Source organism: Microbacterium sp. 2MCAF23 (assembly GCF_052115565.1).
In the GTDB taxonomy this organism is placed as follows: domain Bacteria; phylum Actinomycetota; class Actinomycetes; order Actinomycetales; family Microbacteriaceae; genus Microbacterium.
The window spans coordinates 196502-221784 of record NZ_JBFRGY010000004.1 but is presented as its reverse complement, the minus strand read 5'-3'; the positions used below and the strand labels follow the sequence as shown (position 1 = coordinate 221784).

General features: G+C 69.0%; 25 protein-coding genes and 1 tRNA gene. 17 read left to right on the top strand and 9 right to left on the bottom strand.

The window, feature by feature from the left end:
• The first annotated feature begins 17 nt into the window (after positions 1 to 17).
• Positions 18 to 899 carry a TatD family hydrolase gene (locus AB4078_RS05750; protein WP_441976310.1) on the top strand — a complete coding sequence of 294 codons (882 nt, stop codon included), beginning with the start codon at positions 18 to 20 and terminating at the stop codon, positions 897 to 899.
• Here AB4078_RS05750 and AB4078_RS05745 read toward each other — a convergent pair.
• Positions 881 to 2161: an MFS transporter gene (locus AB4078_RS05745; RefSeq protein WP_441976309.1), complete on the bottom strand. Its 1281-nt coding sequence runs from the start codon at positions 2159 to 2161 to the stop codon at positions 881 to 883. The genes AB4078_RS05750 and AB4078_RS05745 overlap by 19 nt on opposite strands.
• Before the next feature lie 36 nt (positions 2162 to 2197).
• Here AB4078_RS05745 and rsmA point away from each other — a divergent pair, with 36 nt between their 5' ends.
• A complete protein-coding gene (gene rsmA, locus AB4078_RS05740) occupies positions 2198 to 3046 on the top strand; it encodes a 16S rRNA (adenine(1518)-N(6)/adenine(1519)-N(6))-dimethyltransferase RsmA (RefSeq protein ID WP_441976308.1) in 849 nt (282 codons plus the stop codon).
• Between the two features lie 133 nt (positions 3047 to 3179).
• On the opposite strand, the gene AB4078_RS05735 is transcribed toward rsmA, so the two are convergent.
• Positions 3180 to 3863 carry a hypothetical protein gene (locus tag AB4078_RS05735; RefSeq protein ID WP_441976307.1) on the bottom strand — a complete coding sequence of 228 codons (684 nt, stop codon included), beginning with the start codon at positions 3861 to 3863 and terminating at the stop codon, positions 3180 to 3182.
• A gap of 224 nt (positions 3864 to 4087) precedes the next feature.
• Here AB4078_RS05735 and mgrA point away from each other — a divergent pair, with 224 nt between their 5' ends.
• From mgrA to AB4078_RS05680, 11 genes are all read left to right on the top strand, one after another.
• Positions 4088 to 5155 carry an L-glyceraldehyde 3-phosphate reductase gene (gene mgrA, locus AB4078_RS05730; RefSeq protein ID WP_441976306.1) on the top strand — a complete coding sequence of 356 codons (1068 nt, stop codon included), beginning with the start codon at positions 4088 to 4090 and terminating at the stop codon, positions 5153 to 5155.
• A 4-nt stretch (positions 5156 to 5159) separates the two neighbouring features.
• Positions 5160 to 6146: a 4-(cytidine 5'-diphospho)-2-C-methyl-D-erythritol kinase gene (locus AB4078_RS05725; protein WP_441976305.1), complete on the top strand. Its 987-nt coding sequence runs from the start codon at positions 5160 to 5162 to the stop codon at positions 6144 to 6146.
• Between the two features lie 79 nt (positions 6147 to 6225).
• On the top strand, positions 6226 to 7239 hold the full coding sequence (locus tag AB4078_RS05720) for a LacI family DNA-binding transcriptional regulator (RefSeq protein ID WP_441976304.1): 1014 nt from the start codon (positions 6226 to 6228) through the stop codon (positions 7237 to 7239).
• A 164-nt stretch (positions 7240 to 7403) separates the two neighbouring features.
• Complete coding sequence (mmsA, locus tag AB4078_RS05715) at positions 7404 to 8924, top strand: multiple monosaccharide ABC transporter ATP-binding protein (protein ID WP_441976451.1); 1521 nt, start codon at positions 7404 to 7406, stop codon at positions 8922 to 8924.
• Positions 8925 to 8929: 5 nt separating this feature from the next.
• Positions 8930 to 10249, top strand: a complete 1320-nt coding sequence (gene mmsB, locus AB4078_RS05710) for a multiple monosaccharide ABC transporter permease (protein WP_440734741.1) — start codon at positions 8930 to 8932, stop codon at positions 10247 to 10249.
• A 74-nt stretch (positions 10250 to 10323) separates the two neighbouring features.
• Positions 10324 to 11439, top strand: a complete 1116-nt coding sequence (locus AB4078_RS05705; protein ID WP_441976303.1) for a substrate-binding domain-containing protein — start codon at positions 10324 to 10326, stop codon at positions 11437 to 11439.
• Between the two features lie 162 nt (positions 11440 to 11601).
• Positions 11602 to 12882, top strand: coding sequence for a phosphopyruvate hydratase (gene eno, locus AB4078_RS05700; RefSeq protein WP_441976302.1), 1281 nt, complete (start codon positions 11602 to 11604; stop codon positions 12880 to 12882).
• Between the two features lie 55 nt (positions 12883 to 12937).
• Positions 12938 to 13468: an FtsB family cell division protein gene (locus tag AB4078_RS05695; protein ID WP_441976301.1), complete on the top strand. Its 531-nt coding sequence runs from the start codon at positions 12938 to 12940 to the stop codon at positions 13466 to 13468.
• A gap of 34 nt (positions 13469 to 13502) precedes the next feature.
• Positions 13503 to 14024 (top strand): DUF501 domain-containing protein, encoded by a 522-nt coding sequence (locus AB4078_RS05690; protein WP_441976300.1) that lies wholly within the window; start codon positions 13503 to 13505, stop codon positions 14022 to 14024.
• A gap of 10 nt (positions 14025 to 14034) precedes the next feature.
• Positions 14035 to 15342: a S8 family serine peptidase gene (locus tag AB4078_RS05685; protein ID WP_441976299.1), complete on the top strand. Its 1308-nt coding sequence runs from the start codon at positions 14035 to 14037 to the stop codon at positions 15340 to 15342.
• 13 nt (positions 15343 to 15355) lie between these two features.
• On the top strand, positions 15356 to 16771 hold the full coding sequence (locus tag AB4078_RS05680; RefSeq protein WP_441976298.1) for an NAD(P)/FAD-dependent oxidoreductase: 1416 nt from the start codon (positions 15356 to 15358) through the stop codon (positions 16769 to 16771).
• Positions 16772 to 16932: 161 nt separating this feature from the next.
• Here AB4078_RS05680 and AB4078_RS05675 read toward each other — a convergent pair.
• From AB4078_RS05675 to AB4078_RS05650, 6 genes are all read right to left on the bottom strand, one after another.
• Positions 16933 to 17005 (bottom strand) — tRNA-Leu (locus tag AB4078_RS05675).
• A 40-nt stretch (positions 17006 to 17045) separates the two neighbouring features.
• Positions 17046 to 17213 carry a hypothetical protein gene (locus AB4078_RS05670; RefSeq protein WP_441976297.1) on the bottom strand — a complete coding sequence of 56 codons (168 nt, stop codon included), beginning with the start codon at positions 17211 to 17213 and terminating at the stop codon, positions 17046 to 17048.
• 33 nt (positions 17214 to 17246) lie between these two features.
• Positions 17247 to 17411: a hypothetical protein gene (locus tag AB4078_RS05665; RefSeq protein ID WP_441976296.1), complete on the bottom strand. Its 165-nt coding sequence runs from the start codon at positions 17409 to 17411 to the stop codon at positions 17247 to 17249.
• Positions 17408 to 18499, bottom strand: coding sequence for a fatty acid desaturase family protein (locus AB4078_RS05660; RefSeq protein ID WP_441976295.1), 1092 nt, complete (start codon positions 18497 to 18499; stop codon positions 17408 to 17410). The genes AB4078_RS05665 and AB4078_RS05660 overlap by 4 nt, the downstream gene beginning before the upstream one ends.
• Positions 18500 to 18597: 98 nt before the next feature.
• On the bottom strand, positions 18598 to 19335 hold the full coding sequence (locus AB4078_RS05655; RefSeq protein ID WP_441976294.1) for a GAF and ANTAR domain-containing protein: 738 nt from the start codon (positions 19333 to 19335) through the stop codon (positions 18598 to 18600).
• Between the two features lie 36 nt (positions 19336 to 19371).
• Positions 19372 to 20046 (bottom strand): GAF and ANTAR domain-containing protein, encoded by a 675-nt coding sequence (locus AB4078_RS05650; protein ID WP_441976293.1) that lies wholly within the window; start codon positions 20044 to 20046, stop codon positions 19372 to 19374.
• 229 nt (positions 20047 to 20275) lie between these two features.
• Between AB4078_RS05650 and AB4078_RS05645 the strand changes: the two genes are divergently transcribed.
• From AB4078_RS05645 to AB4078_RS05630, 4 genes are all read left to right on the top strand, one after another.
• Positions 20276 to 20416, top strand: coding sequence for a hypothetical protein (locus AB4078_RS05645; RefSeq protein WP_441976292.1), 141 nt, complete (start codon positions 20276 to 20278; stop codon positions 20414 to 20416).
• A gap of 86 nt (positions 20417 to 20502) precedes the next feature.
• Positions 20503 to 21753 carry an alanine racemase gene (locus AB4078_RS05640; RefSeq protein WP_441976291.1) on the top strand — a complete coding sequence of 417 codons (1251 nt, stop codon included), beginning with the start codon at positions 20503 to 20505 and terminating at the stop codon, positions 21751 to 21753.
• Positions 21750 to 23063, top strand: a complete 1314-nt coding sequence (locus AB4078_RS05635; protein WP_441976290.1) for a D-arabinono-1,4-lactone oxidase — start codon at positions 21750 to 21752, stop codon at positions 23061 to 23063. The genes AB4078_RS05640 and AB4078_RS05635 overlap by 4 nt, the downstream gene beginning before the upstream one ends.
• 82 nt (positions 23064 to 23145) lie before the next feature.
• A complete protein-coding gene (locus tag AB4078_RS05630) occupies positions 23146 to 23724 on the top strand; it encodes a LemA family protein (RefSeq protein WP_440734609.1) in 579 nt (192 codons plus the stop codon).
• A 112-nt stretch (positions 23725 to 23836) separates the two neighbouring features.
• Here the strand turns inward: AB4078_RS05630 and AB4078_RS05625 are convergent, their stop codons facing one another.
• Positions 23837 to 25165, bottom strand: coding sequence for a winged helix-turn-helix domain-containing protein (locus AB4078_RS05625; RefSeq protein WP_441976289.1), 1329 nt, complete (start codon positions 25163 to 25165; stop codon positions 23837 to 23839).
• Positions 25166 to 25283: the final 118 nt, after the last annotated feature.

Sequence of the window (25283 nt, the reverse complement as noted above, 5' to 3'; positions counted from 1 at the left end):
GAAGGGCGGAGGCCGCAATGGGCGAACCGGACACCTACGTGCGCGAGCGCGCGACCGAGGGGCGCAAGGACCTGCGCTATCCGGCCGCGCCCGAGCCGCTCGCAATGCCCGTCTACGACAACCACTGCCACCTCGAGATCACCGATGGGGAGTACTCGCTGACGCTCGTCGAGCAGTTGGACCGGGCGCAGGCCGTGGGCGTCGTCGGCGTCGTGCAGGCCTCGGGCGACATCGAGTCGTCGCGCTGGGCCGTGGAGGCCGCGGAGTCGGATCCGCGCGTGCTCGCCGCCGTCGCGATCCACCCCAACGACGCCCCGGCCTATGCCGAGGCCGGACGCCTCGACGAGGCGATCGCCGTGATCGATGAGCTCGCTGCACGCCCGCGCACCCGGGCGATCGGCGAGACCGGGCTCGACTACTTCCGCACCGAGGAGCCGGGGCGCGCCGCCCAGCACGCCTCGTTCGAAGCGCACATCGCGCTCGCGAAGCAGCACGGGATCGCGTTGCAGATCCATGACCGCGACGCGCACGACGACGTTCTGGAGACGCTGCGCCGCGTCGGCGCACCGGACCGCACGGTGTTCCACTGCTTCTCGGGCGACGAGGCGATGGCGCGGATCTGCGCCGACGCCGGTTACTACCTGTCGTTCGCGGGCAACGTGACGTTCAAGAACGCGCAGAACCTGCGCGACGCGCTCGCGGTCACGCCACGGGACCGGATCCTGGTCGAGACCGATGCGCCGTTCCTGACGCCGGTGCCGTTGCGAGGGCGCCCGAACGCGCCGTACCTGATCCCGCTCACCCTGCGCTTCATGGCTGCCGAGCTCGGTGCGGGCGCCGACGAACTCGGCGCGCAGATCGCCGCGAACACCGTCGAGGTCTACGGCTCGTTCGCCTGAACCTCGTCCAGAACGGGGCGCGCGGAGACGATCTGCGAGATCGGGCGCCAGACGAACAGCAGGGTGAGCGCCGCACCCGCGAAGGCGAACCACCACGGCGCCGTGAGGCCCCAGGTCTGCGCGATCACGCCGCCCAGCGCCTGCCCGATCACCATGCCGCCGAACACGCCCACCGAGTTCACCGAGGACACCCTGCCCTGCAGTTCGTGCGGCACGAGCCGCTGCCGCACGGTCGTCGAGATCGTGCCCCAGACGAACGCGTAGAACCCGAACACGAACATGATCAGCAGCGCGATCCAGCCCTGCGTCGTCAGTGCGAACGCGAGGTGCATCATCACCTCGAGCGACAGGCAGACCCGCATCATCGTGGCGAAGGACACGTGGCGCTCGAGCCAGCCGAAGCTCAGAGTGGCGAGCAGACCGCCGGTCGCGGAGGCCGTGGTCAGCATGCCGTAGCCGACGGCGCCCATGTGCAGGTGCTCGGTCGCGTACAGCACCAGCACTCCCCACGGCGCTGCCCAGGTCACGTTGAACAGCAGGATGATCAGCACGAGCATCCGCACCGGAGGATTGCGCCACAGCCAGCGCAGGCCCTCCGCGATGTCGGTGTGCACCTTCGTGCCGGCGGCGGAGGATCCGGTCGTGCCGGTCGCGTCCCGCGGCGGTATCGGCGTGCGCGCGATGCGGGAGATCAGCACGATCGCCAGGCTCACGCACACCGCCTCGAGGAGGAAGGGCCACGCGTGCCCGGCCGCGAACAGGAACGCGCCGAGCGGGGGGCCGGCGAACTGGTTCGCGACGAGATACCCGGCCTGCAGGCGGGCGTTGCCGAGTCCGAGATCGGCGGGCTTCAAGAGCATCGGCAGCAGCGTGGATCCTGCGGTGTCGACGAACACCTCGGCGGTGCCGTAGAGGAACGCAGAGGCCAGCACGATCCAGATGTTCGCGACGCCGGTGATCAGGAACGCGCATAGCGCGAGCAGCACCACGGCACGCGCGGCGTTCGCGACCATGACGAGCCGGCGGCGGTCGAAGCGGTCGGCGATCGCCCCGGCGTGCAACCCGAACACCAGCCAGGGCAGGAACTGCAGGATCGCACCCGCCGCGACGAGGATCGGCGACGACGTCATCGACGCGATCAGCAGGGGAGCGGCGGCCAGGGCCACTCCGTCGCCGACGTTGCTGGTCCAGCTGGAGGCGAGCAGCCAGCGGAAATCCCTGCCCATGCGCCGAGGCGCGACGAGTTCACCGATCGAGGGCATCCGAGAAGACTACCGACGGTAGGGGACAATGGTCAGATGACCGTCTCCCTGCTCGGCGCCGCCGACATCCGCCGGCTCGCGGCCGAACTCGATGTGACGCCCACCAAGAAGCTCGGCCAGAACTTCGTCGTCGACGCGAACACGGTGCGCAAGATCGTCCAGGCCGCCGATGTGCAGCCGTCCGAGCGCGTGGTGGAGATCGGGCCCGGCCTCGGATCCCTCACCCTTGCGATCCTCGAGACGGGGGCGACGGTTACGGCCGTCGAGATCGACCACCGTCTCGCCGCGCGCCTGCCGCAGACCGCCCTCGAACGTGGCGTGCCCGAGGGGGCGCTGACCGTGGTCGATGCCGACGCGATGCGCGTGACGGCACTGCCGGGGGAGCCGACGGTGCTCGTCGCGAACCTGCCCTACAACGTGTCGGTGCCCGTACTGCTGCACTTCCTCGAGACGTTCCCGTACCTCCAGCGCGGCGTCGTGATGGTGCAGGCCGAGGTCGCCGAGCGGCTGGCCGCGAAGCCCGGCTCGAAGATCTACGGCACGCCCAGCGTCAAGGCCGCCTGGTACGGTCCGTGGAAGCTCAGCGGCACGGTCTCCCGGCAGGTGTTCTGGCCGGTGCCGAACGTGGACAGCCTGCTCGTCGGGTTCCACCGGGATCCGCAACCGCGCGGATCCGAAGAGGAGCGCCGTCGCACATTCGCGATCGTCGACGCCGCATTCAACCAGCGTCGCAAGATGCTGCGTCAGGCGCTGTCCGGCATCTTCGGCAGCTCGGCCGAGGCATCGGCCGTGCTCGAGGCGGCGGGCGTCGCACCGACCGCGCGTGGCGAAGACCTCACCGTCGACGACTACCACCGCATCGCGCTGGCGGCGCCGGTCGCCTGACCTTGTCGAGGTCGCCCCAGGGCAAAGTTGTGCCCTCCCGGGATCGGGTTCCCGAGAGGGCACATTCACTTCGACTGGAGGTACCTTCATGTCGGCCGAGTCCCCAGTCCCGGTCGACATCCTCAGCTGAGGACTAGACAGTAACACCGGATGGCCTTGTCCCCCAAATGGGGGACAAGAACAAATGCTGAGAATTTGCCGTGAATGGCGCGGCGGGCACGCTCGGGAATCGCTTCGCGCGTGTCTCGAGGGCATGCAGCCAGGTGATGACCGAGCCGAAGGCGAGCGCTTCGAACACCGTCAGAGTGAGCAGGCCCGCGACCAGACCGGCCATGCCGAGGGACAGCACGACGACCGCTCCGATGGCGATGCGGTCCAGACTCCGCGACAGACCCCGCAGGTAGCGGCGATGCAGGAGCAGCAGGCCCGCGGAGGAGGCGAGTGCTCCGTTCGCCGCGCGCTCGTGCGCGAAGATGTTGAACGAGAGCGGCAGCGCCCCGATCAGGATGAGGCTGAGACCGAGGGTCGCGATGAGCAGCGGCACGAGGGTGGGAGCAGCACTGTGCGCCCGGAATCCCGCGGCGGAAGCGGCACGGAGGCCGCGCATCACGGGCAGCGCGGAGAGCGCGATCACGATGCCGGTCAGCACCATGCCGCCGTTGAACAGCAGGCTGGAGGCGTCGTCCATCGCGCCGAGTCGGCTGAAGCAGGACAGCCACCAGCGCGGGTCGGACGTCGTCACCGCGGCCGCGGGGATGCTCGCGCAGAGCACGCCTGCCGCGATGAGGACGAGCGGTAAACGCCGGTGCCGGTGCATGACGATCCTGTCGCCGCACGCTCGGGCGAATGCACTGGCCGGGTTTGGATCCGCACTCGGGCGAGCGTGATCGGACGCGGATCGGGCTCGGTCCGCGGTTGGCGGATCATCATAGCGATCCTGGGATGCCACGGCGAGCGGTGCGGCCGCGGGGAGGCGTCGTCTCCTGCGCCCCCTCGCGTCGGACCAGCGTCGAGAAGGACCGGCGACGCTAACCTGGGACGGTGACCGAGCCGCGCTTCCGCCCAGACGTCCTCGACATCCACCGCCCTTACACGGCCGCGGCGGACCGCTATGAGGGAGCCCATTTCCGGCAGGTCGGAACCTCGGGTCTCTACTTGCCGGCGATCTCGCTCGGGCTGTGGTGGAACTTCGGCGACAACATCCCGCTGGACGACCAGCGCGCCCTGTTGCGGCACGCCTTCGATCGGGGCATCACGCACTTCGACCTGGCGAACAACTACGGTCCGCCCTACGGATCCGCGGAGAAGAACTTCGGCCGCATCTTCGCGGAGGACTTCCGGCCCTATCGCGACGAACTGATCATCTCGTCGAAGGCCGGCTGGGACATGTGGCCGGGACCCTACGGCGACCTCGGCAGTCGCAAGTACATCCTGGCGAGCGCCGAGCAGTCGTTGACGCGGATGGGACTGGACTACGTCGACATCTTCTACTCCCACCGCGTGGATCCGGTCACCCCGGTCGAGGAGACCATCGGCGCCCTGGACACCCTGGTCCGCCAGGGCAAGGCCCTCTACGTCGGGATCTCCTCGTACAGCGCGGAGCGCACCGAGGCCGCGATGGACATCGCCCGGGAGCTCGGCACGCCGCTCGTGATCCACCAGCCCTCGTACTCCATCCTGAACCGCTGGATCGAGGACGGCCTCACCGAGACGCTCCGCGAGGAAGGGATGGGTGCGATCGCGTTCACGCCGCTCGCACAGGGGCTGCTCACCGACAAGTACCTGGGCGACGGCACCGCCGCACGCGCCCAGAAGCGCGGCTCGCTGCCGGACAAGCCCCTCAGCGATGAGGGGCTCGCCGTCCTGCGCGCCCTGAACGACCTCGCGAGAGAACGCGGGCAGAGCCTCGCCCAGCTCGCGCTGCAGTGGGTGCTCCGCGACGGCGTCGTGGCCTCGGCGCTCATCGGCGCCTCGCGTCCGGCGCAGCTCGACGAGAACCTCGCCGCCCTGGACGCGCCCGAGCTGACCGCGGCGGAGATCGCCCGCATCGACAGCATCGCCGGCGCGGGCCTCGACGTGAACCTGTGGTCGGTCTCATCGGAGCTGTGAGCCGATGAGCATCGCAGAGGAGCAGTCGGACGAGCAGCCGCTGCAGCGCGTGCACGTGCGCGCACCGGGGAAGGTCAACCTCTTCCTCGGAGTCGGAGATCTCGACGAGGACGGCTATCACGAGCTCTCCACGGTGTTCCAGGCGGTGTCGCTCTACGAGGATGTGATCGCGACGCACGCCGACGACTTCACGATCAGCGTGTCGGGCGTCGCGGATCCGTCCACGGTCCCGCTCGACGACCGCAACCTCGCCATGCGCGCGGCCAAGGTGCTCGCCGCGGCCACCGGCTACGACGGCGGTGTGCATCTGGACGTGCACAAGACCGTGCCCGTCGCGGGCGGCATGGGGGGAGGGTCCGCCGACGCCGCCGGCGCTCTCGTGGCCTGCAACGAACTGTGGCGCACGGGGCTCGACCACGGTCGCCTGCACGAGCTGGCGGCCCGCCTGGGCGCTGACGTGCCCTTCTCGCTCATGGGCGGCACCGCCGTCGGCTCGGGGCGCGGCGACGTGCTGACGCCGGCGCTGTCGCGGGGCCGGTACGAGTGGGTGCTGCTCCTCGACGACGAGGGGCTGTCCACGCCGGCGGTGTACCGCGCCTTCGACATGGTCATGGCCGAAGACCTGCAGAGCGACCCGGAGGGCCACGCTCAGCGGCGCCGGCTGGACCCCGTGCAGGTGCCGCCGTCATTCTTCGAGTCCCTGCTGTCCGGCGAGGCGTTCGAGCTCGGGCAGAGTCTGCGCAATCAGCTGGAGGCCGGATCCTTCCGGCTGCGGCCGTCGCTGGAGGAGCTCATCGACGAGGTGGTCGGCGGGGGCGGCGCGCCGGTCGTCGGAGGGATCGTGTCGGGTTCCGGCCCCACCATCGCCTTCCTCTGCGAGACCGCCGAGGGCGCGGACGCCACGGCCGAGCGACTGCGCGGATCGGGGCGCACGGCCCTGCGCGCGCACGGGCCGGTGCGCGGGGCGCACGTGGTCTCCGCTGACGACTGAGCCGGGCAGCGTGCGCGCCGAGGGCTGCGACCCCATAATGGACTCATCCATGTGACCGTGCACATCGAGGAGGCTATGCATGTCGACCTCCTCCGAGCGTGCCCGGATGCCCAGCATCCGCGACGTCGCGCGGCTGGCCGGCGTCTCGCATCAGACCGTCTCCCGCGTGCTGAACGATCACCCCAGCATCCGGCCGGAGACCAAGGACCGGGTTCTCGACGCGATCCGCGTGCTGGATTACCGGCCGAACATCGCGGCGCGAGCGCTCGCCACGAGCCGGTCGAACCTGCTGGGCATCCTGTCCGCGACGACGGGGGAGTTCGGCCCGACGTCCTCCATCGCGGCGATCGAGGATGCCGCGCGGGCCGAGGGCTATTCGGTGAGCACGCTCAATCTGCCCGACACGACGCCCGAGGTCATCGGCGCGGCGGTGCGCCAGCTGGTGCGGGAGTCCGTCGACGGGATCGTCGTGCTCGCGCCGCAGGTGCGCGTGTTCAACGTGCTGCGGGGGATGGCGGTGTCGGTGCCGTTCGTCAGCCTGCAGACCGCGTCCGGCTCCGACGGGTTCAGCCACTCCGCGGATCAGCTCGCCGGAGCGCGAATGATCACCGAGTACCTGATCCGGCTCGGGCACAGCGACATCCTGCATCTGGCGGGGCCCCAGGACTGGATCGAGGCGGAGTCGCGCATGCGCGGCTACCTCGACGCGATGCGCGATGCCGACCTGCCGACGATCCCGCCCATCCGCGGCGACTGGACGGCCGACTTCGGATACTTCGCGGGCCAGGAGCTCGCCCGGCGACGCGACTTCTCGGCGGTGTTCGCCGCGAACGACCTCATGGCGATCGGGCTCATGCACGGCTTCCGAGACGCGGGGTTGCGGGTGCCGATCGATGTGAGCGTCGTCGGTTTCGACGACATTCCGGTGGCCGCACATGTCGCGCCGCCGCTGACCACGGTGCATCAGGACTTCGCCGAGCTCGGCCGACGTGCGGTGCAGATCCTGCTGGCGCAGTTGCGCGGGGAGACGGTGCCGACGTTCGGACCGGTCGTCCCGGTGCTGTGCGGACGCGAATCCGCCGCGTCACGGTAGGGACACGAAATGGGCGGTGTGACTTGACACTGTCCGCCCGGGCGGTGCACGATGTATCCCGATGTGAACGGTAACATTGACCGTAACATCACCGGACCTGGTATCGAAGGAGATCCGTGAGCGAGACGACGACGCTGCCCACTGTGGCCGGACCGATCCTCGAGATGCGCAGCATCACGAAGGAGTTCCCGGGTGTGAAGGCCCTCTCCGATGTGTCGATCACTGTTCGCACCGGCGAGGTGCACGCCATCTGCGGTGAGAACGGCGCGGGGAAGTCGACCCTGATGAAGGTGCTGTCGGGCGTGTACCCGTACGGCAGCTACGACGGCGAGATCCTGCTCTACGGACAGGAGCAGCGCTTCAAGGACATCGCAGCCAGCGAACATGCCGGAATCGTGATCATCCACCAGGAGCTCGCGCTCATCCCCGAGCTGTCCATCACCGAGAACATCTTCCTCGGCAACGAGATCCGCCGCGGCGCCCGCATCGACTGGACGGCGCAGAAGCAGCGCACGGTCGAGTTGCTGGCCCGCGTCGGCCTCCGGGAGGACCCCGACGTCGCGATCAAGCACCTCGGCGTCGGAAAGCAGCAGCTCATCGAGATCGCCAAGGCGCTGAACAAGGACGTCAAGCTGCTCATCCTCGACGAGCCCACCGCGGCGCTCAACGAGAACGACTCGCAGCACCTGCTCGACCTGATCCTCGGCCTGAAGGCGAAGGGGATCACGTCGATCATCATCAGCCACAAGCTCAACGAGATCGAGCAGATCGCCGATGAGATCACGATCATCCGCGACGGACGCACGGTCGAGACGCTCGACGTCGGCCGCGGGGAGATCAACGAGGACCGCATCATCCGCGGCATGGTCGGCCGTTCACTCGAGAGCCGCTATCCCGATCGGACCCCGGAGATCGGCGACGTCTTCTTCGAGGTCAAGGACTGGTGGGTGCGCCACCCCAGCGTGTCCGAGCGCATGGTCGTGAAGGGCTCCAGCATCGAGGTGCGCCGCGGCGAGGTCGTCGGCATCGCGGGCCTCATGGGCGCAGGCCGCACCGAGTTCGCGATGAGCATCTTCGGGCGCTCGTACGGCCAGTTTCTCTCCGGCACGATCATCAAGGACGGCCAGGAGATCACGTTGCCGGACGTGCGAAGCGCGATCAGGCATGGGCTCGCCTACGTCAGCGAGGACCGCAAGGTCCTGGGCCTCAATCTGCTGGACACCATCAAGCGCTCGATCGTATCGGCCAAGCTCTCCAAGATCTCCCGCAACGGCGTCGTGAACGACGTCGAGGAGGCGCAGATCGCGGAGCGCTACCGCAAGTCGCTTCGCATCAAGACGCCGACCGTCGACCAGGGGGTCGGGACGCTCTCCGGCGGCAACCAGCAGAAGGTCGTGCTGGCGAAGTGGATGTTCACGGATCCGGATCTGCTGATCCTGGACGAGCCCACCCGAGGTATCGACGTCGGCGCGAAGTACGAGATCTACGGCATCATCAACGAGCTCGCCGCACAGGGCAAGGGCGTCATCGTGATCTCCAGCGAGCTGCCCGAGCTGCTCGGCATGTCCGACCGCATCTACACCGTGTTCGAGGGACGCGTCACCGACTGCCTCCCCGCATCCGAAGCCACCGCGGAGGCGCTCATGCGCAGCATGACCTCCCTGACGCAGAAAGCATCCGCATGAGCACCATGACCACTCAGACCCCGCCGACGACGACGCCGGCGCCCGAGGAGGGCTTCCGCTTCCGCGACCTCGGCAAGATGATGGGCGGCGGCCAGTCCACCAGCCGTCAGTTCGGGATCCTCGGATCCCTGGTCGTGATCATCATCATCTTCCAGATCTGGACCGGCGGGCTGACGCTCTCGCCCGGCAACCTGATCAACGTCGTCAGCCAGTACTCCTACATCCTGATCCTCGCGATCGGCATGGTGATGGTCATCATCATGGGCCACATCGACCTGTCGGTCGGCTCGGTCGCCGCGTTCGTCGGCATCATCGTGGCGCAGTCGATGGCGAACTGGCACTTCCCGTGGTGGGCGGCGATCCTCCTCGGCCTGGCGCTCGGCGCCCTGGTCGGCGCCTGGCAGGGTTTCTGGGTCGCGTTCGTGCGCGTGCCCGCGTTCATCGTGACTCTGGCGGGCATGCTGTTCTTCCGCGGTGCCAACCAGTGGTTCGGCCAGTCGACCTCGGTCGCCGTGCCCGCGGACTTCCAGTGGATCGGCGCCGGCTATCTGCCCGAGCTCGCCGTGCCCCTCGCCTTCAACGTGCTCACGATGGTGCTCGCGCTGCTCGCGGTGGTCTGGGTCGTCGTCTTCGAGGTCTTCCTGCGTCGCTCGCAGCGCAAGGCCGGCACCGAGGTCGCACCGGTCTGGGTGAGCGTCGTCAAGGTCGTCATCCTGTCCGCGCTGATCCTCGTCGCTGGCTGGCTGTTCGCCACCGGCCGTCCGGGCACGAGCTTCCCGATCTCCGGCGTGATCCTGCTGCTGCTGGTCATCGTCTACACGTTCGTCACCCGCAACACCGTGTTCGGCCGCCACCTCTACGCGGTCGGCGGCAACCGTCAGGCCGCGCGCCTGAGCGGTGTGAAGGACCGCTGGACCGACTTCTTCGTGATGATGAACATGTCCGTGCTCGCCTCTGTCGCCGCCATGATCTACGTGGCCCGTGCGACGGCCTCCGGCCCGCAGGACGGCAACGGCTGGGAGCTCGACGCGATCGCCGCGGTGTTCATCGGCGGCGCGGCCGTCTCCGGCGGCATCGGCACCGTGATCGGATCCATCATCGGTGGTCTGGTCATGGCGTTCCTCAACAACGGCATGGCGCTGCTGGGCTTCGGCGCGGACGTCGTCTCGATGGTGAAGGGCCTCGTGCTGCTGCTCGCGGTCGCCGTCGACGTCTGGAACAAGCAGCAGGGCCGCCCGTCCCTGACCGGTTTCATCACCCGACGGTTCTCCCGCGCGGAGGAACCTTTCAGCACCACCGCTCCCGGCAGCGCGAGCGGCAAGTAAAAGAGGTCCGGGCCGTTCGCGGCACGATCCTGCATTCACCTGAGATGCACACACCAAGAGAGAAAGAGATCCCAATGAAGAAGATCCTCCTTTCGGCGACAGCGGTCGTCGTCGCGGGTGCCTTCGCCCTCACCGGCTGCTCGTCCGAGCGCGGCGGAACCCCCGCTTCGAGCGGTGCGGCAGCGAAGGGCTTCGCCGCCGACGCCAAGATCGGTGTCGCCCTGCCGGACAAGACCAGTGAGAACTGGGTGCTCGCGGGCAAGCTGTTCACCGACGGTCTGACCAAGGCAGGCTTCAAGCCCGACGTGCAGTACGCGCCGGCCAGCAACACGGTCGCCGAGCAGCAGAACCAGATCCAGGCCATGGTCACCGGCGGTGCGAAGGTCATCATCATCGGGGCGAAGGACGGCAAGCAGTTGTCCACCCAGGTCAAGGCGGCGCACGATGCCGGCGCGACCGTGATCGCCTACGACCGCCTGATCGAGAACACCGACGCGGTGGACTACTACGTCGCGTTCGACAACTTCAAGGTCGGCCAGCTGCAGGGTCAGGCCCTGCTCGACGGTCTCGCCAAGCGCGCGGGTCACCCGGCGCCGTACAACATCGAGCTGTTCTCCGGATCCGCCGACGACGCGAACTCGGCGGTCTTCTTCAAGGGCGCGATGGATGTGCTCGAGCCGAAGATCAAGGACGGCACGCTCAAGGTCGTCTCGGGTCAGACCGAGATCACCCAGACCGCGACCGACGGCTGGAAGGCGGAGAACGCGCAGCGCCGCATGGACGCGCTGCTCACCGCCAACTACAGCTCCGCCACGATCGACGGCGTGCTGAGCCCGAACGACACCCTCGCCCGCGCCATCATCACCTCGGTGCAGCAGGCCGGCAAGCCCGTCCCGGTGGTCACCGGTCAGGACTCCGAGGTCGAGTCCGTGAAGTCGATCATGGAGGGCGTGCAGTACTCCACGATCAACAAGGACACGTCGCTGCTCGTCGCCCAGGCGATCAAGATGTCGCAGGAGCTGCAGAAGGGCGACAAGGTCGATGTCAACGACACCAAGTCCTACAACAACGGCGTCAAGGTCGTCCCGTCGTTCCTGCTCGCGCCGGTCATCGTGACGAAGGACAACGCCGCCGAGGCGTACGCCAACGTCCCGAACCTGCTCGATGTCGTGAAGTCGTACAACAAGTAACACCCGCACCACGAGGGGCCGCGCGGACAGCACCGCGCGGCCCCTCGCCGTCTCCGGGAGCGGTGCGTCATCCTCAGCGGGCCGAGGGCGGCTCCGACTAGACTGGGCCGCGGATCGACGTCGCTCCACCACCCCACTTCCCTCTTGAACAAGGAGCACCCTGTGGCACTGATCGAGGCTGTAGGCGCACGCGAGATTCTCGACTCCCGTGGCAACCCGACCGTCGAGGTGGAGGTGCTCCTCGACGACGGCATCGTGCAGCGCGCCGCCGTGCCGTCCGGTGCGTCCACCGGTGCCTTCGAGGCGTACGAGCTGCGTGACGGCGACAAGAGCCGCTACGGCGGCAAGGGCGTGCTGAAGGCCGTCGAGGCGGTCATCGACGAGCTCGGGCCCGCGATCGAGGGGGTCGAGGCCAGCGAGCAGCGCATCATCGACGAGATCCTCATCGAGGTCGACGGCACCGAGAACAAGGGCCGCGTGGGCGCGAACGCGATCCTCGGCGTGAGCCTCGCGGTCGCCAAGGCTGCGGCCGACTCGGCGGATCTGCCGCTGTTCCGCTACCTGGGCGGTCCGAACGCGCACCTGCTGCCCGTTCCGCTGTTCAACGTCATCAACGGCGGCTCGCACGCCGACAACGGCATCGACATGCAGGAGTTCTTCCTCGCCCCGATCGGCGCCGACAGCTTCTCCGAGGCGCTGCGCTGGGGCACCGAGGTCTACCACGTGCTCAAGGGCGAGCTGAAGGCCGCGGGCTTCGCCACCGGCCTCGGCGACGAGGGCGGTTTCGCCCCCGACCTGCCGAGCAACCGCGAGGGCCTGGAGTTCCTGGTCAAGGCGATCGAGAAGGCCGGCTTCACGCCGGGCGCCGACATCGCGCTGGGGCTCGACGCCGCCGCCACCGAGTTCTACAACGACGGCGTGTACCGCCTCGACGACAAGGACTGGGATGCGGCCTCGCTCACCGACTACTACGTGGGCCTGGTCAAGGACTTCCCGATCGTCACGATCGAGGACGCCCTCGCCGAGGACGACTGGGACGGCTGGAAGGGCCTCACCGAGAAGCTCGGATCGCAGATCCAGCTCGTCGGCGACGACCTGTTCGTGACCAACCCGGAGCGTCTGCAGAAGGGCATCGACCTCGGTGTCGCGAACTCGTTGCTGGTCAAGGTGAACCAGATCGGCACGCTGTCCGAGACGCTCGACGCGATCAGCCTGGCGCACCGCTCCGGCTACACCACGATGCTCTCGCACCGTTCCGGAGAGACCGAGGACACCACGATCGCCGACCTCGTCGTCGCCGTCAACTCGGGCCAGATCAAGAGCGGCGCGCCCGCTCGGTCGGAGCGGGTCGCGAAGTACAATCAGCTTCTGCGCATCGAGGAGGAGCTGGGCGACGCGGCGGTCTTCGCCGGGCGTTCCGCCTTCCCGCGCTTCAAGGGCTGAGCGGCACATCCGCACATTGCCGGTCCGGTCGGCTGATCGATACGGAGGAGGAGTCATGACGACACGTCGGACTCCTCCTTCGTCGTCTGCGCCCGTCGCACCGGGAGCCCGGTCGGCGGGGCGCGCCGACCGGGCCGCCCCCGCCCGCGCCGTCGACGTGCGGAGCTGGGTCGGCGGCATCCGGCTCAGCGGCTTCATGGTCATCATGCTGTCGCTCGTCGTCCTCGGCGCGTGGGTGCTCGTGCCCACGCTCGGCACCTATCTCGACCAGAAGCAGCGGATCGCGGCCCTGGAGCACTCGGTGCAGGTCACACAGAAGCAGATCGACGATCTCACCGCGGAGCGCGAGCGCTGGAACGACCCGGCGTACATCACCGCGCAGGCCAGGGAGCGCCTGTTCTACGTCAAGCCGGGCGAGGTCGTCTACCTCATCGACAACGACATAGATCCGGCCGCGCAGCCCGTCGAGCAGGCCGCCGTCAGCGACACCGCGCAGGTGAAGTCGTCCGACTGGGCGGGCCAGTTGCTGCGCAGCGTGACCGGGGCGGGCCTTGCCAAGACCGCCGCGGGCTCGGCCGCGCGCTGACGCGTCCCGGAGGCGGACCCCGTACCCTGGAGGGGTGACCACGCCGCCCTTCGCCCCGCCCACCGACGCCGAGATCGCGGTCGTCTCCGCACAGCTCGGCCGCGACGCCAGGGGAGTCGTCGGGATCGCCGCGCGCTGCGTCTGCGGCAACCCCACCGTCGTCGCGACGCTGCCGCGACTGGCCGACGGGTCGCCGTTCCCCACGTTCTACTACCTCTCGCACCCGGCCGCGGCCGCCGCGATGTCGACCCTCGAGGCCGAGCACGTGATGCCCGAGCTCGCCGCGCTGCTCGAGGAGGAGGACGCTGCAGTCGCCTACCTGCGGGCCCACCAGGCCTACCTCGCCGACCGCGCGCAGTACGGCGACGTCCCCGAGATCGCCGGGGTCTCCGCCGGCGGCATGCCGACCCGCGTGAAGTGCCTGCACGCCCTGGCCGGCCATGCCCTGGCCGCAGGGGAGGGCGTCAACCCGATCGGCGACGAGGCCTTGCGGCGGGCGCGATGGTCGCCCGAGCGCTGCGAGTGCCTGGAGCCGGGAGCCGCCCTGGGGCGGTGATCCGAGACCGATGACGTCGACCACACGCATCCTGAACGCCCGGCGGATCCGCTCCGCCGTGGCGGTGCTCGCGCTCGCGCTCGTGGCGCCGCTCGCGATCGGGGCGACCCCGACGCCCAGTCCGACGGACACCGAGCGCACCGCGGAGTACTGGCTCGAGGGCGCGCACATCGACGCCGCGTGGAAGACCACCCGTGGTGCAGGTGTCACCATTGCCGTCATCGACACGGGCATCGCCAAGGGACCGGCCCCGTTCGAGGGGGCCGTCACCGATGGCACCGATGTGTCCGGCATCGGATCCGACGATGGTCGAACGCCGCTCGGGCCGCTGGACAGCGATCACGGATCCCGGGTCGCCTCCTTGGCCGCGGGCAGGCCCAAACCCGACGGCACCGGCATGATCGGCGTCGCACCCGAGGCGAAGCTACTGTCCATCTCGCTCGGATTCGGAACAACGGCACCGGTGCCGTTCACGAAGCAGGTTGCGGAAGCGATGAAGTGGGCCGTCGACCACGGCGCCAACGTGATCAACCTCTCGTTCACCACGAACACCCTGGAATGGGACCGCAGCTGGGACGACGCGTTCCTCTACGCCTTCCAGCACGACGTGGTCGTGGTGGTGGCGGCGGGCAACCGCGGCAGCGGCACGGCCATGGTCGGGGCCCCCGCCACGATCCCCGGAGTGCTCGCGGTCGGGGGAGTCGATCAGCACGGCGTCGCCAGCCGTGCTGCCTCGACGCAGGGCATATCGATCGCCGTCTCGGCGCCCAGCGAATCGCTGCTCGGCGTCGACGCGAACGGATCGATCGAGACGTGGAACGGCACGAGCGGCGCGGCTCCCATCGTGGCGGGCGTGGTCGCGCTCGTGCGTGCGGCGCATCCGGACATGGACGCGAACAACGTGATCAACCAGATCATCCAGACCGCCCGCCCGGCACCGCAGATGACGGCGCATCCGGATCCGCTGTACGGCTATGGCCTGATCGACGCGGCCGCGGCGGTGACCGCGTCGCTGCCGTCGGTCGATCAGAACCCGCTCGGCGACCTGGCCGACTGGATCCGCCTCAACCGCCGCGCCGAGGCTCCCGCGCCCGCGGCGCCGACCTCCACGCCGGTCGCGATTCCGCCTCTGCCGGAGGCCGATACCCCGACGAAGGCCACCTCGCCGCTGATCCCCAGCCCCGATTCGCTGCTGTACGGTACCCTCCCGCTCGTCGCGCTCACCGTGCCTGGTATCCTGATAGCGCTTGGCGTCACCGCTGCTGCCCGGCGCATCCGTTCGGCGCGCGCATCTGCACGCCAAAATCCCGATGACTGAGGAGTAAGCCTCCGTGACTGAGAGCACCGTGGCAAAGAGCGCTGCCGCGCCCAAGATCTTGATCGTGGGCGGTGGTTACGCCGGCTTCTACACCGCGTGGAAGCTCGAGAAGCATCTCCGCAAGGGCGAGGCCGAGGTCACGATGGTGGACCCGCTGCCGTACATGACCTACCAGCCCTTCCTGCCGGAGGTCGCTGCCGGGTCGATCGAGCCGCGGCACGCGGTCGTCGCCCACCGCCGCCACCTGAAGCGCACGAAAGTGGTGACGGCCAAGGTCACCGGCATCGATCACGCGAACAAGGTCGCCACGATCACGCCGTCGCAGGGTGAGCCGTACGAGTTCGCGTACGACCAGATCGTCGTGACCGCCGGTGCCGTCTCGCGCACCTTCCCGATCCCCGGCATCGCCGAAAACGCGATCGGGCTCAAGACCATCGAAGAGGCCGTCGCCGTGCGCGACAAGCTGCTGTCGAACTTCGACAAGGCCGCCTCCATCCCCGCCGGCCCCGAGCGGGACCGCCTGCTCACGGTCGTCGTCGTGGGTGGCGGATTCGCCGGCATCGAGGCGTTCGCCGAGCTGCGCTCGTTCGCGTCGTCGCTGATCGCGAAGTACCCGCAGCTGTCGTTCGAGGACACGCACTTCCACCTCATAGAGGCGATGGGCCGGATCATGCCCGAGGTATCCCTGAAGACCAGCGAGTGGGTCCTGAAGGACCTCGCCAAGCGCGGTGCGAACGTGCACCTGGACACCCAGGTCAAGGGCGCCGTCGCGGGCAACGTCGAGCTCTCCACCGGCGAGGTCATCCCGACCGACCTCATCGTCTGGACCGCGGGCGTTATGGCCAACCCCACCGTCGTGCGCGGCGGCGACCTGCCGGTCGAGGAGCGCGGCCGCATCCAGACCCGCGCCGACCTGCGTGTGGGCACCCCCGACGAGATCGTCGAGGGCGCCTGGGCCGCCGGTGACGTCTCGGCCGTCCCCGACCTGTCCGGCGGCGGCGTGGGCGGCATGTGCGTGCCCAACGCGCAGCACGCCGTGCGCCAGGCCAAGCTGCTCGCGAAGAACCTCGTGGCGGTGCTGCGCGGCGAGACGCCGAAGGACTACTTCCACAAGAACCTCGGCGCCGTCGCCGGCCTCGGCCTTTACAACGGCGTCTTCCAGTCGGGCAACCTCGCTCTGAAGGGCTTCGTGGCCTGGATCGCGCACCGCGGCTACCACGGCCTCGCGATGCCCTCGTGGGAGCGCAAGTGGCGCGTGCTGTGGGGTTGGTGGAACAACCTGTGGCTCGGTCGCGACATCGTCGGCCTCGAGGCCGTGCAGACGCCGCGCGCCGTTTTCGACGAGTTCGCCGCCCGTCCGCGTCCGGCCGCCGAGGCCGCTCCGGCCAAGGTCGAGAAGGCCAAGGAGACGGTCGGCGCCGCCAAGTAGGCCCCGTCTCGTTCGGAACACCCCCGATCCTCTGCGCAGAGGATCGGGGGTGTTTCGCATCTGCCGCGGCGCCGTCGGGCGACGTCGTGCCTGCGAGCGAGGTCGTGGTGCGGATCGGACAAGCCGCGAGCGCGAACGCCCACGCGGAGAGCGCGAGGGGGTGCCCCCGCCGGGATTCGAACCCGGACTGAGGCGATTTTAAGTCGCCTGCCTCTGCCGTTGGGCTACGGGGGCGCCTCTCGAGCCTAGCCGGGAGCGCCCCGCGTCCTGAGCGTCACACGGAATGACGGCGGCCGGACATCATCCGGACGAGCCACATGATGACGGCTACGGCGAGCAGGACGATTCCCACCCAGAGCAGCCATTGCACGGTGGGAACGAAACCGCCGAAGAAGAGCAGAACGATCGCGATCACCGCGACGACCACAAGGAGTGCGTTCATTGTCGATCACCTCCTTCTCGATGAGCAGTGCGCTCAGAGCTTCTGGTTGCGGTTGATCACTCGTCGGGTGATGCCCAGGACGAGCGTGCCCACGAACAGGACGATGCCGACGATCGCCAGCCATAGGAGTCCCTTGAACGCGAATCCGACGATCGTGAGGACCGCCCAGATCACGGCCAGCAGGATGATGACGGTCATATGCTCTGCCTCATTTCCAGGAGGGGGCAGGCGAATGGGTCGTGTTCGCCCAGGCCTACCCGGTTGATGTAGCGCAGGACGATCCCGTACGACGCCCAGAGGCCTGTCTGCGTGTACGGCACGTCGTGATCGGCGCAGTAGGCGGCGATCATCGGTGCGGCGTGCTTCAGATACGGCCGCGCCATCGAGGGGAACAGGTGGTGCTCGATCTGGTAGTTCAGCCCGCCCATCGCGGTGTCGACGAACCAGTTGCCACGGATGTCCCGGCTCATCATCACCTGCCGGCTCAGGAAGTCGAGACGGGCGTCGTGCGGGACCAGCGGCATGCCTTTGTGGTTCGGGGCGAACGAGACGCCCATGTAGAAGCCGAACAGGCCGAGTTGCACGGCGAGGAAGACGGCGGCCTTGTCCGGCGAGAGCACGAGGAACACGAGTGCGAGGTATCCGAGGATGCGGATCATCAGGAAGCCGATCTCGATCGGACGGCGTGCGAGCGGTTCGCGGTGGAACACGCGGTACAGGCTCGACGCGTGCAACGAGATTCCCTCGAGCAACAGGATCGGATAGAAGAAGACGCCCTGGTGGGAGATGACCCAGCGTGCCAGCGGCGGGCGATCCCTCGCTGCCTGCTCCGGGGTGAATGCGATCACGGGCAGGTCGATATCGGGATCCGAGCCGATCATGTTGGGATTGGCGTGATGCCGGGTGTGCTTGTGCTGCCACCACCCATAACTCATCCCGACGAAGAGGTCCCCGAGGATGAGGCTGATCCAGTCGTTCCAGCGCCCGGATCGGAAGATCTGGCGGTGTGCGGCATCGTGTCCGAGGAACGCGATCTGGGTGAACAGGATCGCGAAGGCGGCGCCGGTGAACATCTGCCACCAGGTGTCGCCGATCACGATGAACGAGACGGTCGCGGCGGCGACGACGATGGGTACGCAGATCAGTTTCGTCCAGTAGTAGCCGTATCTGCGGCGCATCAACCCTGCGGACTTCACCATCCGTGCCAGATCGGTGTAATCGCTGTTGCCGGCCTGCCGCACCGGACCGAGGCTTGATGCCCCCGGACGGGTCGTATTAGAAGTCATGATCCCGCTCCTCTCGGCGTTGCGCCGGGGTCTCGAGCGGATCTGTGTTCAGACTACGCCCGTTCGGGGGCGATGGCCCCGAACGGGCCGAATCGTTCTCAGCGGCGGTGCGATCCCGTCAGTGCGGAGACGGGGAGCGATCGGTTCGTGATCGCCTCCGCGAGAGCATGGAGCGTGAGATTGTGCTCGCGGGCGTAGCGGCGCAGGACAGCGAAGGACTCGTCCATCGAGGTGCCGTTCGTCTGGGCGATCGCCCCCTTGGCCTGCTCGATGAGCACTCGGCTGTCGAGGGCTCTCTGCAGCTGTTCTGCGACGACCTGCGCATGCGCGGAGATGCGCTGCTGCAGGATGCCGATCGTGGCGACGTCGGCGAGCGCCTGAGCCGCGGCCGCGTCGCGATCGCTGAGCGCGCCGACCGATTCGCCGAAGAGGTTCATCGTGCCGATCGTGTCGCCGCGCAGCCGCATGGGGATGGCGTGCGCGGAGTGGAATCCTCGGCGCAGGGCCTCCTGGGTGAAGGCGGGCCATCGGTCGGTGGCGGCGACATCGGGCACGGAGACCTGTTGGCCGGTGGCGAAACAGTCCAGGCACGGTCCGACCCCGGCCGCGAGCTGCAGGACCTCGACGAGTTCGGCGCTCTCGGTGGTCGATGCCACCACCTGGAGATCGCCGACCGCGTCGAGCAGCATGAGCCCGCCCGCCTGCGCATCGACGATCGCGGTGCACTCGCTGACCAGCGTGTGCAGCAGCTCGACCACGTCATAGTCGTCGGTGAGCGTGTCGGCGACCATCACGAAAGCGGCGTTGAGGCGGCTCTCTCTGGATGTGCTGGTCATGATCGACCCTTCCTTGTCTGGCATCGTATGCCGGGATCAGCCGGACAGATCCCGGAAATCGATGCGCCTCTGCACGACGTCCCGGGCGACGTCCTCCAGTGGGCGGTTCCTCGAGAACGCGTACGCGCGCAGGAGTGCGAGAGCTTCGAGCGTGCTCACCTCGAGCTGCACGAAGACCATCCCCACGGCCTGATGCACCTCGCGTCGGAGCGTGGGCGCCTTCGGCGGCGGCTCCTCCCCGTCGGCGGCGGAGCGCAGCGCTTCCCGCACAGCCGGGGCGGCGACCTTCCTGGCGAGGGAGAGCGCCTGGGCTGTCGCCTCGCGATCGAACGGACCCGGCGTTCGGCGGTACAGATCGACGACGCCCAGCATGACCGGACCGGTCAAGATGGGAAAGGCGAAGAGTGCTCCCACCTCGAGCGCGGCGAGGCCGACGCCGAACACGGGCCAGTCGGGGTGGCTCTCCCGGGCGACGTCCGCGCAGATCGACGGCTTTCCGGTGCGTGCGACCACCCAGCGCGGGCCCTCACCCAACTCGAACTGCATGGCATCCAGACGCCGCGCGAGCGGATCGCTCGTGCACACTGTCGTGGAATCGCCACTGCGTCGGAACACCGAGACCGACGCTCCGGATACGGGCAGCAACTCCACGAAGGGCGCGCAGAGATCGTCGCCCCACTCCCATTCGGGAGTACCCGCAGGGGACGGCATGCCCCCAGCTTGGAATGCGTCTGTCATGAACCACTCGCCGTCGCCCTCGACAGGATCGGCTCACGAGACGCGTGCCGATCATACGCGCAGGGCGTACTACGCGCTTCACCACTCTACTCCGGGCGTGACGCGGTCCGGCGGGTCTTGACGCCCTCCCGTCACCAGCGTAGGTTTGCGGCATTGCCCCGGACCCTGGCAGCCATCATCAGTGCTGCACCCGGGAGACCTCATGGACGTCCTGCAACCTCCGCGACTCGCCGTGGTCCGCGTCGCCACCATCCACCCCGCGGATCTGGACCTTCCGGATATCTGCTCCATCGACCTCAGCCACCTCGTCATCGTGGAAAGCGCGAGCGCGGGTTCCGGCTGACCGCACTCCTGCGGATCGGAGGGGTTCGGGGTCCGAGCCGGCCGGGTGGCGCAGCTCCTGGGGAGGGCACACCTTAGGCTGGGGGAGTGCTCGAGCTCACCGCCGATCAGGGCCGCGCGCCGGCGCCCCGCCGATCCGCAGGACTTCCCTGGCAGACCCCGGCTTCGTGGTGGCCGCGCCTGACGGAGGCCACCGCGCACCTGCCCGCGCCGGTCGCCGTGATCGATCTCGACGCGCTGCGCTACAACACGATGGACATGGTGGTGCGCGCGGGCGGGCTGCCGATCAGGATCGCCACGAAGTCGGTGCGCGTGCGCGAGGTCATCGATGCCGCGCTCCGAGTGCCCGGGTACCGAGGCCTCCTCGCCTTCACACTGGCTGAGGCGCTCTGGCTCGCCGAGGACCACGACGACATCGTGCTGGCTTACCCGACCGCCGATCGTCCAGGGCTCGAGCGCCTGCTCGTCGACGAGCGCGCGGTCGCCCGGATCACGTTGATGGTCGACGACGAATCGCAGCTCGACCTCATCGACGCGGTCGCCGCACCCTCGCGCAGGCCTCGGGTGCGCATCGCGATCGACGCCGACGCCTCCTGGCGCGCCCCGGCCCTCGGCCACATCGGCGTCTTCCGCTCGCCGCTGCACACGCCGGAAGAGGTGGCGCGCTTCGCCCGCAGGGTCGCCGAGCGCGACGGCTTCCGCCTCGTCGGACTGCAGATGTACGAGGCGCAGATCGCCGGCCAGGGCGATGACACCGGCAGCGGCGACACGCTGATCCGCACCGTGCAGGCGCAGTCCCGGCAGGAGCTGCGCGAGCGGCGTGCGCGCATCGTTGAGGCGGTGCGCGCGCTGGTGCCCCTCGAGTTCGTCACCGGAGGAGGCACCGGATCCCTGGAGTACACCGGATCGGATCCGGCGCTGACCGAGATCACGGCCGGAAGCGGGCTGCTCGCGGGGCACCTGTTCGACGGCTACCGTTCCTTCGCGCCGGCGCCCGCCAGTGCCTTCGCATTCGACGTGGTGCGCCGTCCTGCGTCTGACATCGCGACGATCCTCGGCGGCGGGTGGATCGCTTCCGGACCGCCGGTCGCCTCGCGTCAGCCACTGCCGGTGTGGCCGCAAGGCTTGCAGACGGCGCCGCGGGAGGCCGCGGGTGAGGTGCAGACGCCGCTGCGCGGTGAGGCCGCCCGCACGCTCCGAGTGGGGGATCGCGTCTGGCTGCGGCACGCGAAGAGCGGCGAGCCCGCCGAACGGATCCTGAGTTATCACCTCGTCGACGGCGATCGCGTCGTCGACGAACTGCCCACCTATCGCGGTGAGGGAAAGGCGTTCCTGTGACACGCATGGGCGGAACCTGGCAGAACTGGGGCCGTTCGGCCTCGATCCGACCGATCCGCGTCGAGCGCCCGCGCTCCCCGGAGGGTGTGCAGCGCGCCGTTCTGGCTGCGGCCGCCCAGGGACTGCGCATCAAGGCGGTCGGCGCCGGTCACAGCTTCACAGAGGTGGCGGTCGCTCCCGATGTGCTGCTGGAGCTCGACGACCTGCAGGGGCTCGTCTCGGCCGATGAGGCACGGGGCCGCGTCACGCTGCTCGCGGGGACACGTCTGCACCGCATCCCCGCGCTGCTGGCGCCGTACGGCCTGGCCATGGAGAACCTCGGCGACATCGACCGGCAGTCGATCTCCGGCGCGATCTCCACGGGCACGCACGGCACGGGCGCAGCCTTCCGCGGCATCGCGGCCCAGGTCGTGGGCGCGACCCTGATCACGGCGGCGGGCGAGTTCCTCCGCGTGGACGAGGAGCACAACGCCGAGCTGCTTCCGGCCGTCGCACTGGGACTCGGCGCGCTCGGCATCCTCGTCGAGGTGACTCTGCAGTGCGTGCCCGCGTTCGTGATGCACGCGGTCGATGAGCCGGCTCCGCTGGACGAGGTGCTGGAGAGCGTGCACGAGCGTGTGGCCGCGGCGGACCACTACGAGTTCTACTGGTTCCCGCACACGGACGTGGCGCTCACGAAGACCACCGAGCGGCTTCCGGAGTCGACGGTGCGGCGCCCGTTGCCGAAGGTCGGCAAGTGGATCGACGAGACACTGCTCTCGAACGGCGTGTACCGGGCCGTGTGCGCGGCCGGTGTCGCCGTGCCCGCGATCACCCCCTCGTTCAGCCGTCTCGCGGTGAAGCTCACGGGTGACCGCGAGTACACCGATCTCTCTCATCGCGTGCTCACGCAGAGCCGCACGGTGCGGTTCCGCGAGATGGAGTACGCGCTGCCGCAGGATCAGATCGTGCCCGTGTTCCGCGCGGTGCAAGCCCTCATCAAGAAGCGCGGCTGGCGCATCGAGTTCCCGATCGAGGTGCGCTTCGCGGCGGCCGACGACCGCTGGCTGTCCACGGCGCACGAGCGCGATTCCGCGTACCTCGCGGTGCATCGCTACTGGCGCCACGACCCGCGCGAGTACTTCGAGGCCGTGGAGCGGATCTGCCTCGCGCACGGTGGCAGGCCGCACTGGGGCAAGCTGCACACGCTGGGATCCGACGAGCTCCGGGAGCGCTATCCGCGCTTCGACGACTTCCTCGCGGTGCGCGACCGGCTGGATCCGGAGCGCCGATTCGGCAACGGCTATCTGGAGCGCGTGCTCGGTGCCTGACGGTTCCCTGGCAGCCCGGCCAACACGGAGCATGCCGGGATAGGATGGGCCGAAACCGCGTCTGCAAGGGGGGTCGTCGTCCGTGGATGTTCTTGTTCCAGTACTCGTCGTCGTCGGAGTGATCGTCGTCCTGATCATCGCCGTCGGCATCTATCTGTGGGCCACGTACAACTCACTCGTGCAGCTGGGGGTCCGCGTCGACGAGGCGTGGAGCGACATCACTGTGCAGCTCAAGCGCCGGGCCGATCTGATCCCCAACCTCATCGACACGGTGAAGGGCTACGCCGCGCACGAGAAGGCGGTGTTCGAGAACGTCACGCGCGCCCGCGCCGAGACGTTGTCGGCCTCCAGCCCAGGTGAGGCAGGGGCCGCTGAGGGGCACCTGCAGCAGGCGCTGAAGAGCCTGTTCGCGGTCGCCGAGGCGTATCCGCAGTTGCAGGCCAGCCAGAACTTCCTGCAGCTGCAGGCCGCTCTCGTCGACACCGAGGACAAGATCCAGGCCTCGCGCCGGTTCTACAACGGTGGTGTGCGCGAGCTGAACACCAAGATCAAGGTGTTCCCGAACAACCTCTTCGCCCGCAACCTCGGATTCACCGAGCGCGAGTTCTTCGAGGTGGCCGACGGCGCCGCCATCGCGGAGCCCCCGCGCGTCCAGTTTTGATACGGAAGGGCTCAATGCCGCGAAGCGGCATTGAGCCCTTCGCGTATCAAGGTTGAGCGAGGACGCCGAAGGCGACCGAGCCGAAACCCTCACGTCCCTCTCGGGCTGACGATCAGATCCCGAGCGGCACCTGATCGGATCGTCCTACGTCGTGCCGGTGGACCCGCTCCGGATGCCCGTCCAGCACATCGGCGAGGGCTGCGGAGGCGTCACCCCAGCCGGACACTGAGACGTGCTCGAGGCCCTGCCACTCGGCGGCGATGCGCAGCTCAGCGGCGATGGGCTCGAGGTCGTCCGTGGGGCGGGCCTGCGGTTCCCACCATGCGGACTGCACGCGCAGCGTGCCCGCGGCGCGATCCGCTTTGAGATCCAGCCGGGCGGCGATCCGATCGCCGACCAGGACCGGCAGCGAGTAGTAGCCGTAGCGGCGCTTGGCGGCAGGCGTGTAGATCTCGATCCGGTAGTCCAGCGAGAACGCCCGCAGCGCGCGGTCACGGAACCACACGACCGGATCGAACGGCGTGAGGATCGCGGTGGTCTCGATGCGCCGCGGCAGGACGGCCTCGACGTGCCGCCAGGCCGGCACGGGGCGACCGCCGCGCTCCCACCCGCGCACCCGGACGGGCTCCAGCTCGCCCTGCTCCACGAGGTCGTCGATCGCGCCGAGCACCCCCGCGCGGTCCTTGATCCGGTAGTAGTCGGCGATATCGGCGGCGGTCGCGACTCCGTGCGCCCGGGCCGCTCGCCGGACGAGTTCGCCGATCGCGGCGGTGCGGTCCAGATCGCGCCCGAGCAGGTCGGCCGGCACCACGTCCTCCGCGAGCGCGTACCGGCGCTCGAAGCCGTCGCGTCCGGCGATCGCCACCTCTCCGATGCGCCACAGGTACTCCAGAGCGTGCTTGACCTCGTCCCACTCCCACCAGCCCGCCTTGCCGCCGGGGGCGTCGCCGCGGATCTCGGCGGGGCGGGAAGCTCCCCGCTCGCGCAGCTCGGACCGGACCCAGTCCAGCGTGCGCGCCGAGGAGGTCCGCCCCCAGAACTCGCCCCGCTTGGCGCGGAACGCGTCGCGGCGGAAGCCCCACAGGGGCCAGTCCTCGACGGGCAGGAAGGTCGCCTCATGAGCCAGGTACTCGGTGTACCGGCCGGATCGCGCGGCGGTCGGGCGGGACAGGAACGCGCGCTCCAGCAGGGCGGGGTCGTATGCGCCCAGGCGCGAGAACAGCGGCAGGTAGTGCGAGCGCGCGAACACGTTCACCGAATCGATCTGAAGTACGCCCATGCGCGCCATCGCCGTGTGCAGGTGGCGCACGCCCGGCTCCGCGGGGCGCCGCCGGGAGAAGCCCTGCGCGGCCAGCGCGATCCGCCGGGCCTCGCCGGCGCTCAGCGTGGCGGTCGCGGGGCGTGCGGCTGTCCGGCGGGCGATGGCGGGGGGGTCGGTCACGTCGGTCAGCGTACCGACAGCCATCGACATCGGACGTGCCCGGACACCGCCGCACGGACGAGGCGGACGCCGTCGCACGGACGAGGCGCCCGGCGTCGCGCGGACGAGGCGCCCGTCG

Bases quoted from the DNA above. Each gene is read 5' to 3' on its own strand.
- AB4078_RS05750 (WP_441976310.1), top strand. From the start codon at position 18: ATGGGCGAACCGGACACCTACGTGCGCGAGCGCGCGACCGAGGGGCGC.
- AB4078_RS05735 (WP_441976307.1), bottom strand. From the start codon at position 3,863: ATGCACCGGCACCGGCGTTTACCGCTCGTCCTCATCGCGGCAGGCGTG.
- AB4078_RS05655 (WP_441976294.1), bottom strand. From the start codon at position 19,335: ATGACCAGCACATCCAGAGAGAGCCGCCTCAACGCCGCTTTCGTGATG.
- mmsB (WP_440734741.1), top strand. From the start codon at position 8,930: ATGACCACTCAGACCCCGCCGACGACGACGCCGGCGCCCGAGGAGGGC.
- AB4078_RS05645 (WP_441976292.1), top strand. From the start codon at position 20,276: ATGGACGTCCTGCAACCTCCGCGACTCGCCGTGGTCCGCGTCGCCACC.
- AB4078_RS05665 (WP_441976296.1), bottom strand. From the start codon at position 17,411: ATGACCGTCATCATCCTGCTGGCCGTGATCTGGGCGGTCCTCACGATC.
- AB4078_RS05705 (WP_441976303.1), top strand. From the start codon at position 10,324: ATGAAGAAGATCCTCCTTTCGGCGACAGCGGTCGTCGTCGCGGGTGCC.
- AB4078_RS05695 (WP_441976301.1), top strand. From the start codon at position 12,938: ATGACGACACGTCGGACTCCTCCTTCGTCGTCTGCGCCCGTCGCACCG.
- AB4078_RS05660 (WP_441976295.1), bottom strand. From the start codon at position 18,499: ATGACTTCTAATACGACCCGTCCGGGGGCATCAAGCCTCGGTCCGGTG.
- AB4078_RS05685 (WP_441976299.1), top strand. From the start codon at position 14,035: ATGACGTCGACCACACGCATCCTGAACGCCCGGCGGATCCGCTCCGCC.
- AB4078_RS05745 (WP_441976309.1), bottom strand. From the start codon at position 2,161: ATGCCCTCGATCGGTGAACTCGTCGCGCCTCGGCGCATGGGCAGGGAT.
- AB4078_RS05720 (WP_441976304.1), top strand. From the start codon at position 6,226: ATGTCGACCTCCTCCGAGCGTGCCCGGATGCCCAGCATCCGCGACGTC.
- mmsA (WP_441976451.1), top strand. From the start codon at position 7,404: ATGCGCAGCATCACGAAGGAGTTCCCGGGTGTGAAGGCCCTCTCCGAT.
- AB4078_RS05725 (WP_441976305.1), top strand. From the start codon at position 5,160: ATGAGCATCGCAGAGGAGCAGTCGGACGAGCAGCCGCTGCAGCGCGTG.
- rsmA (WP_441976308.1), top strand. From the start codon at position 2,198: ATGACCGTCTCCCTGCTCGGCGCCGCCGACATCCGCCGGCTCGCGGCC.
- AB4078_RS05650 (WP_441976293.1), bottom strand. From the start codon at position 20,046: ATGCCGTCCCCTGCGGGTACTCCCGAATGGGAGTGGGGCGACGATCTC.
- AB4078_RS05670 (WP_441976297.1), bottom strand. From the start codon at position 17,213: ATGAACGCACTCCTTGTGGTCGTCGCGGTGATCGCGATCGTTCTGCTC.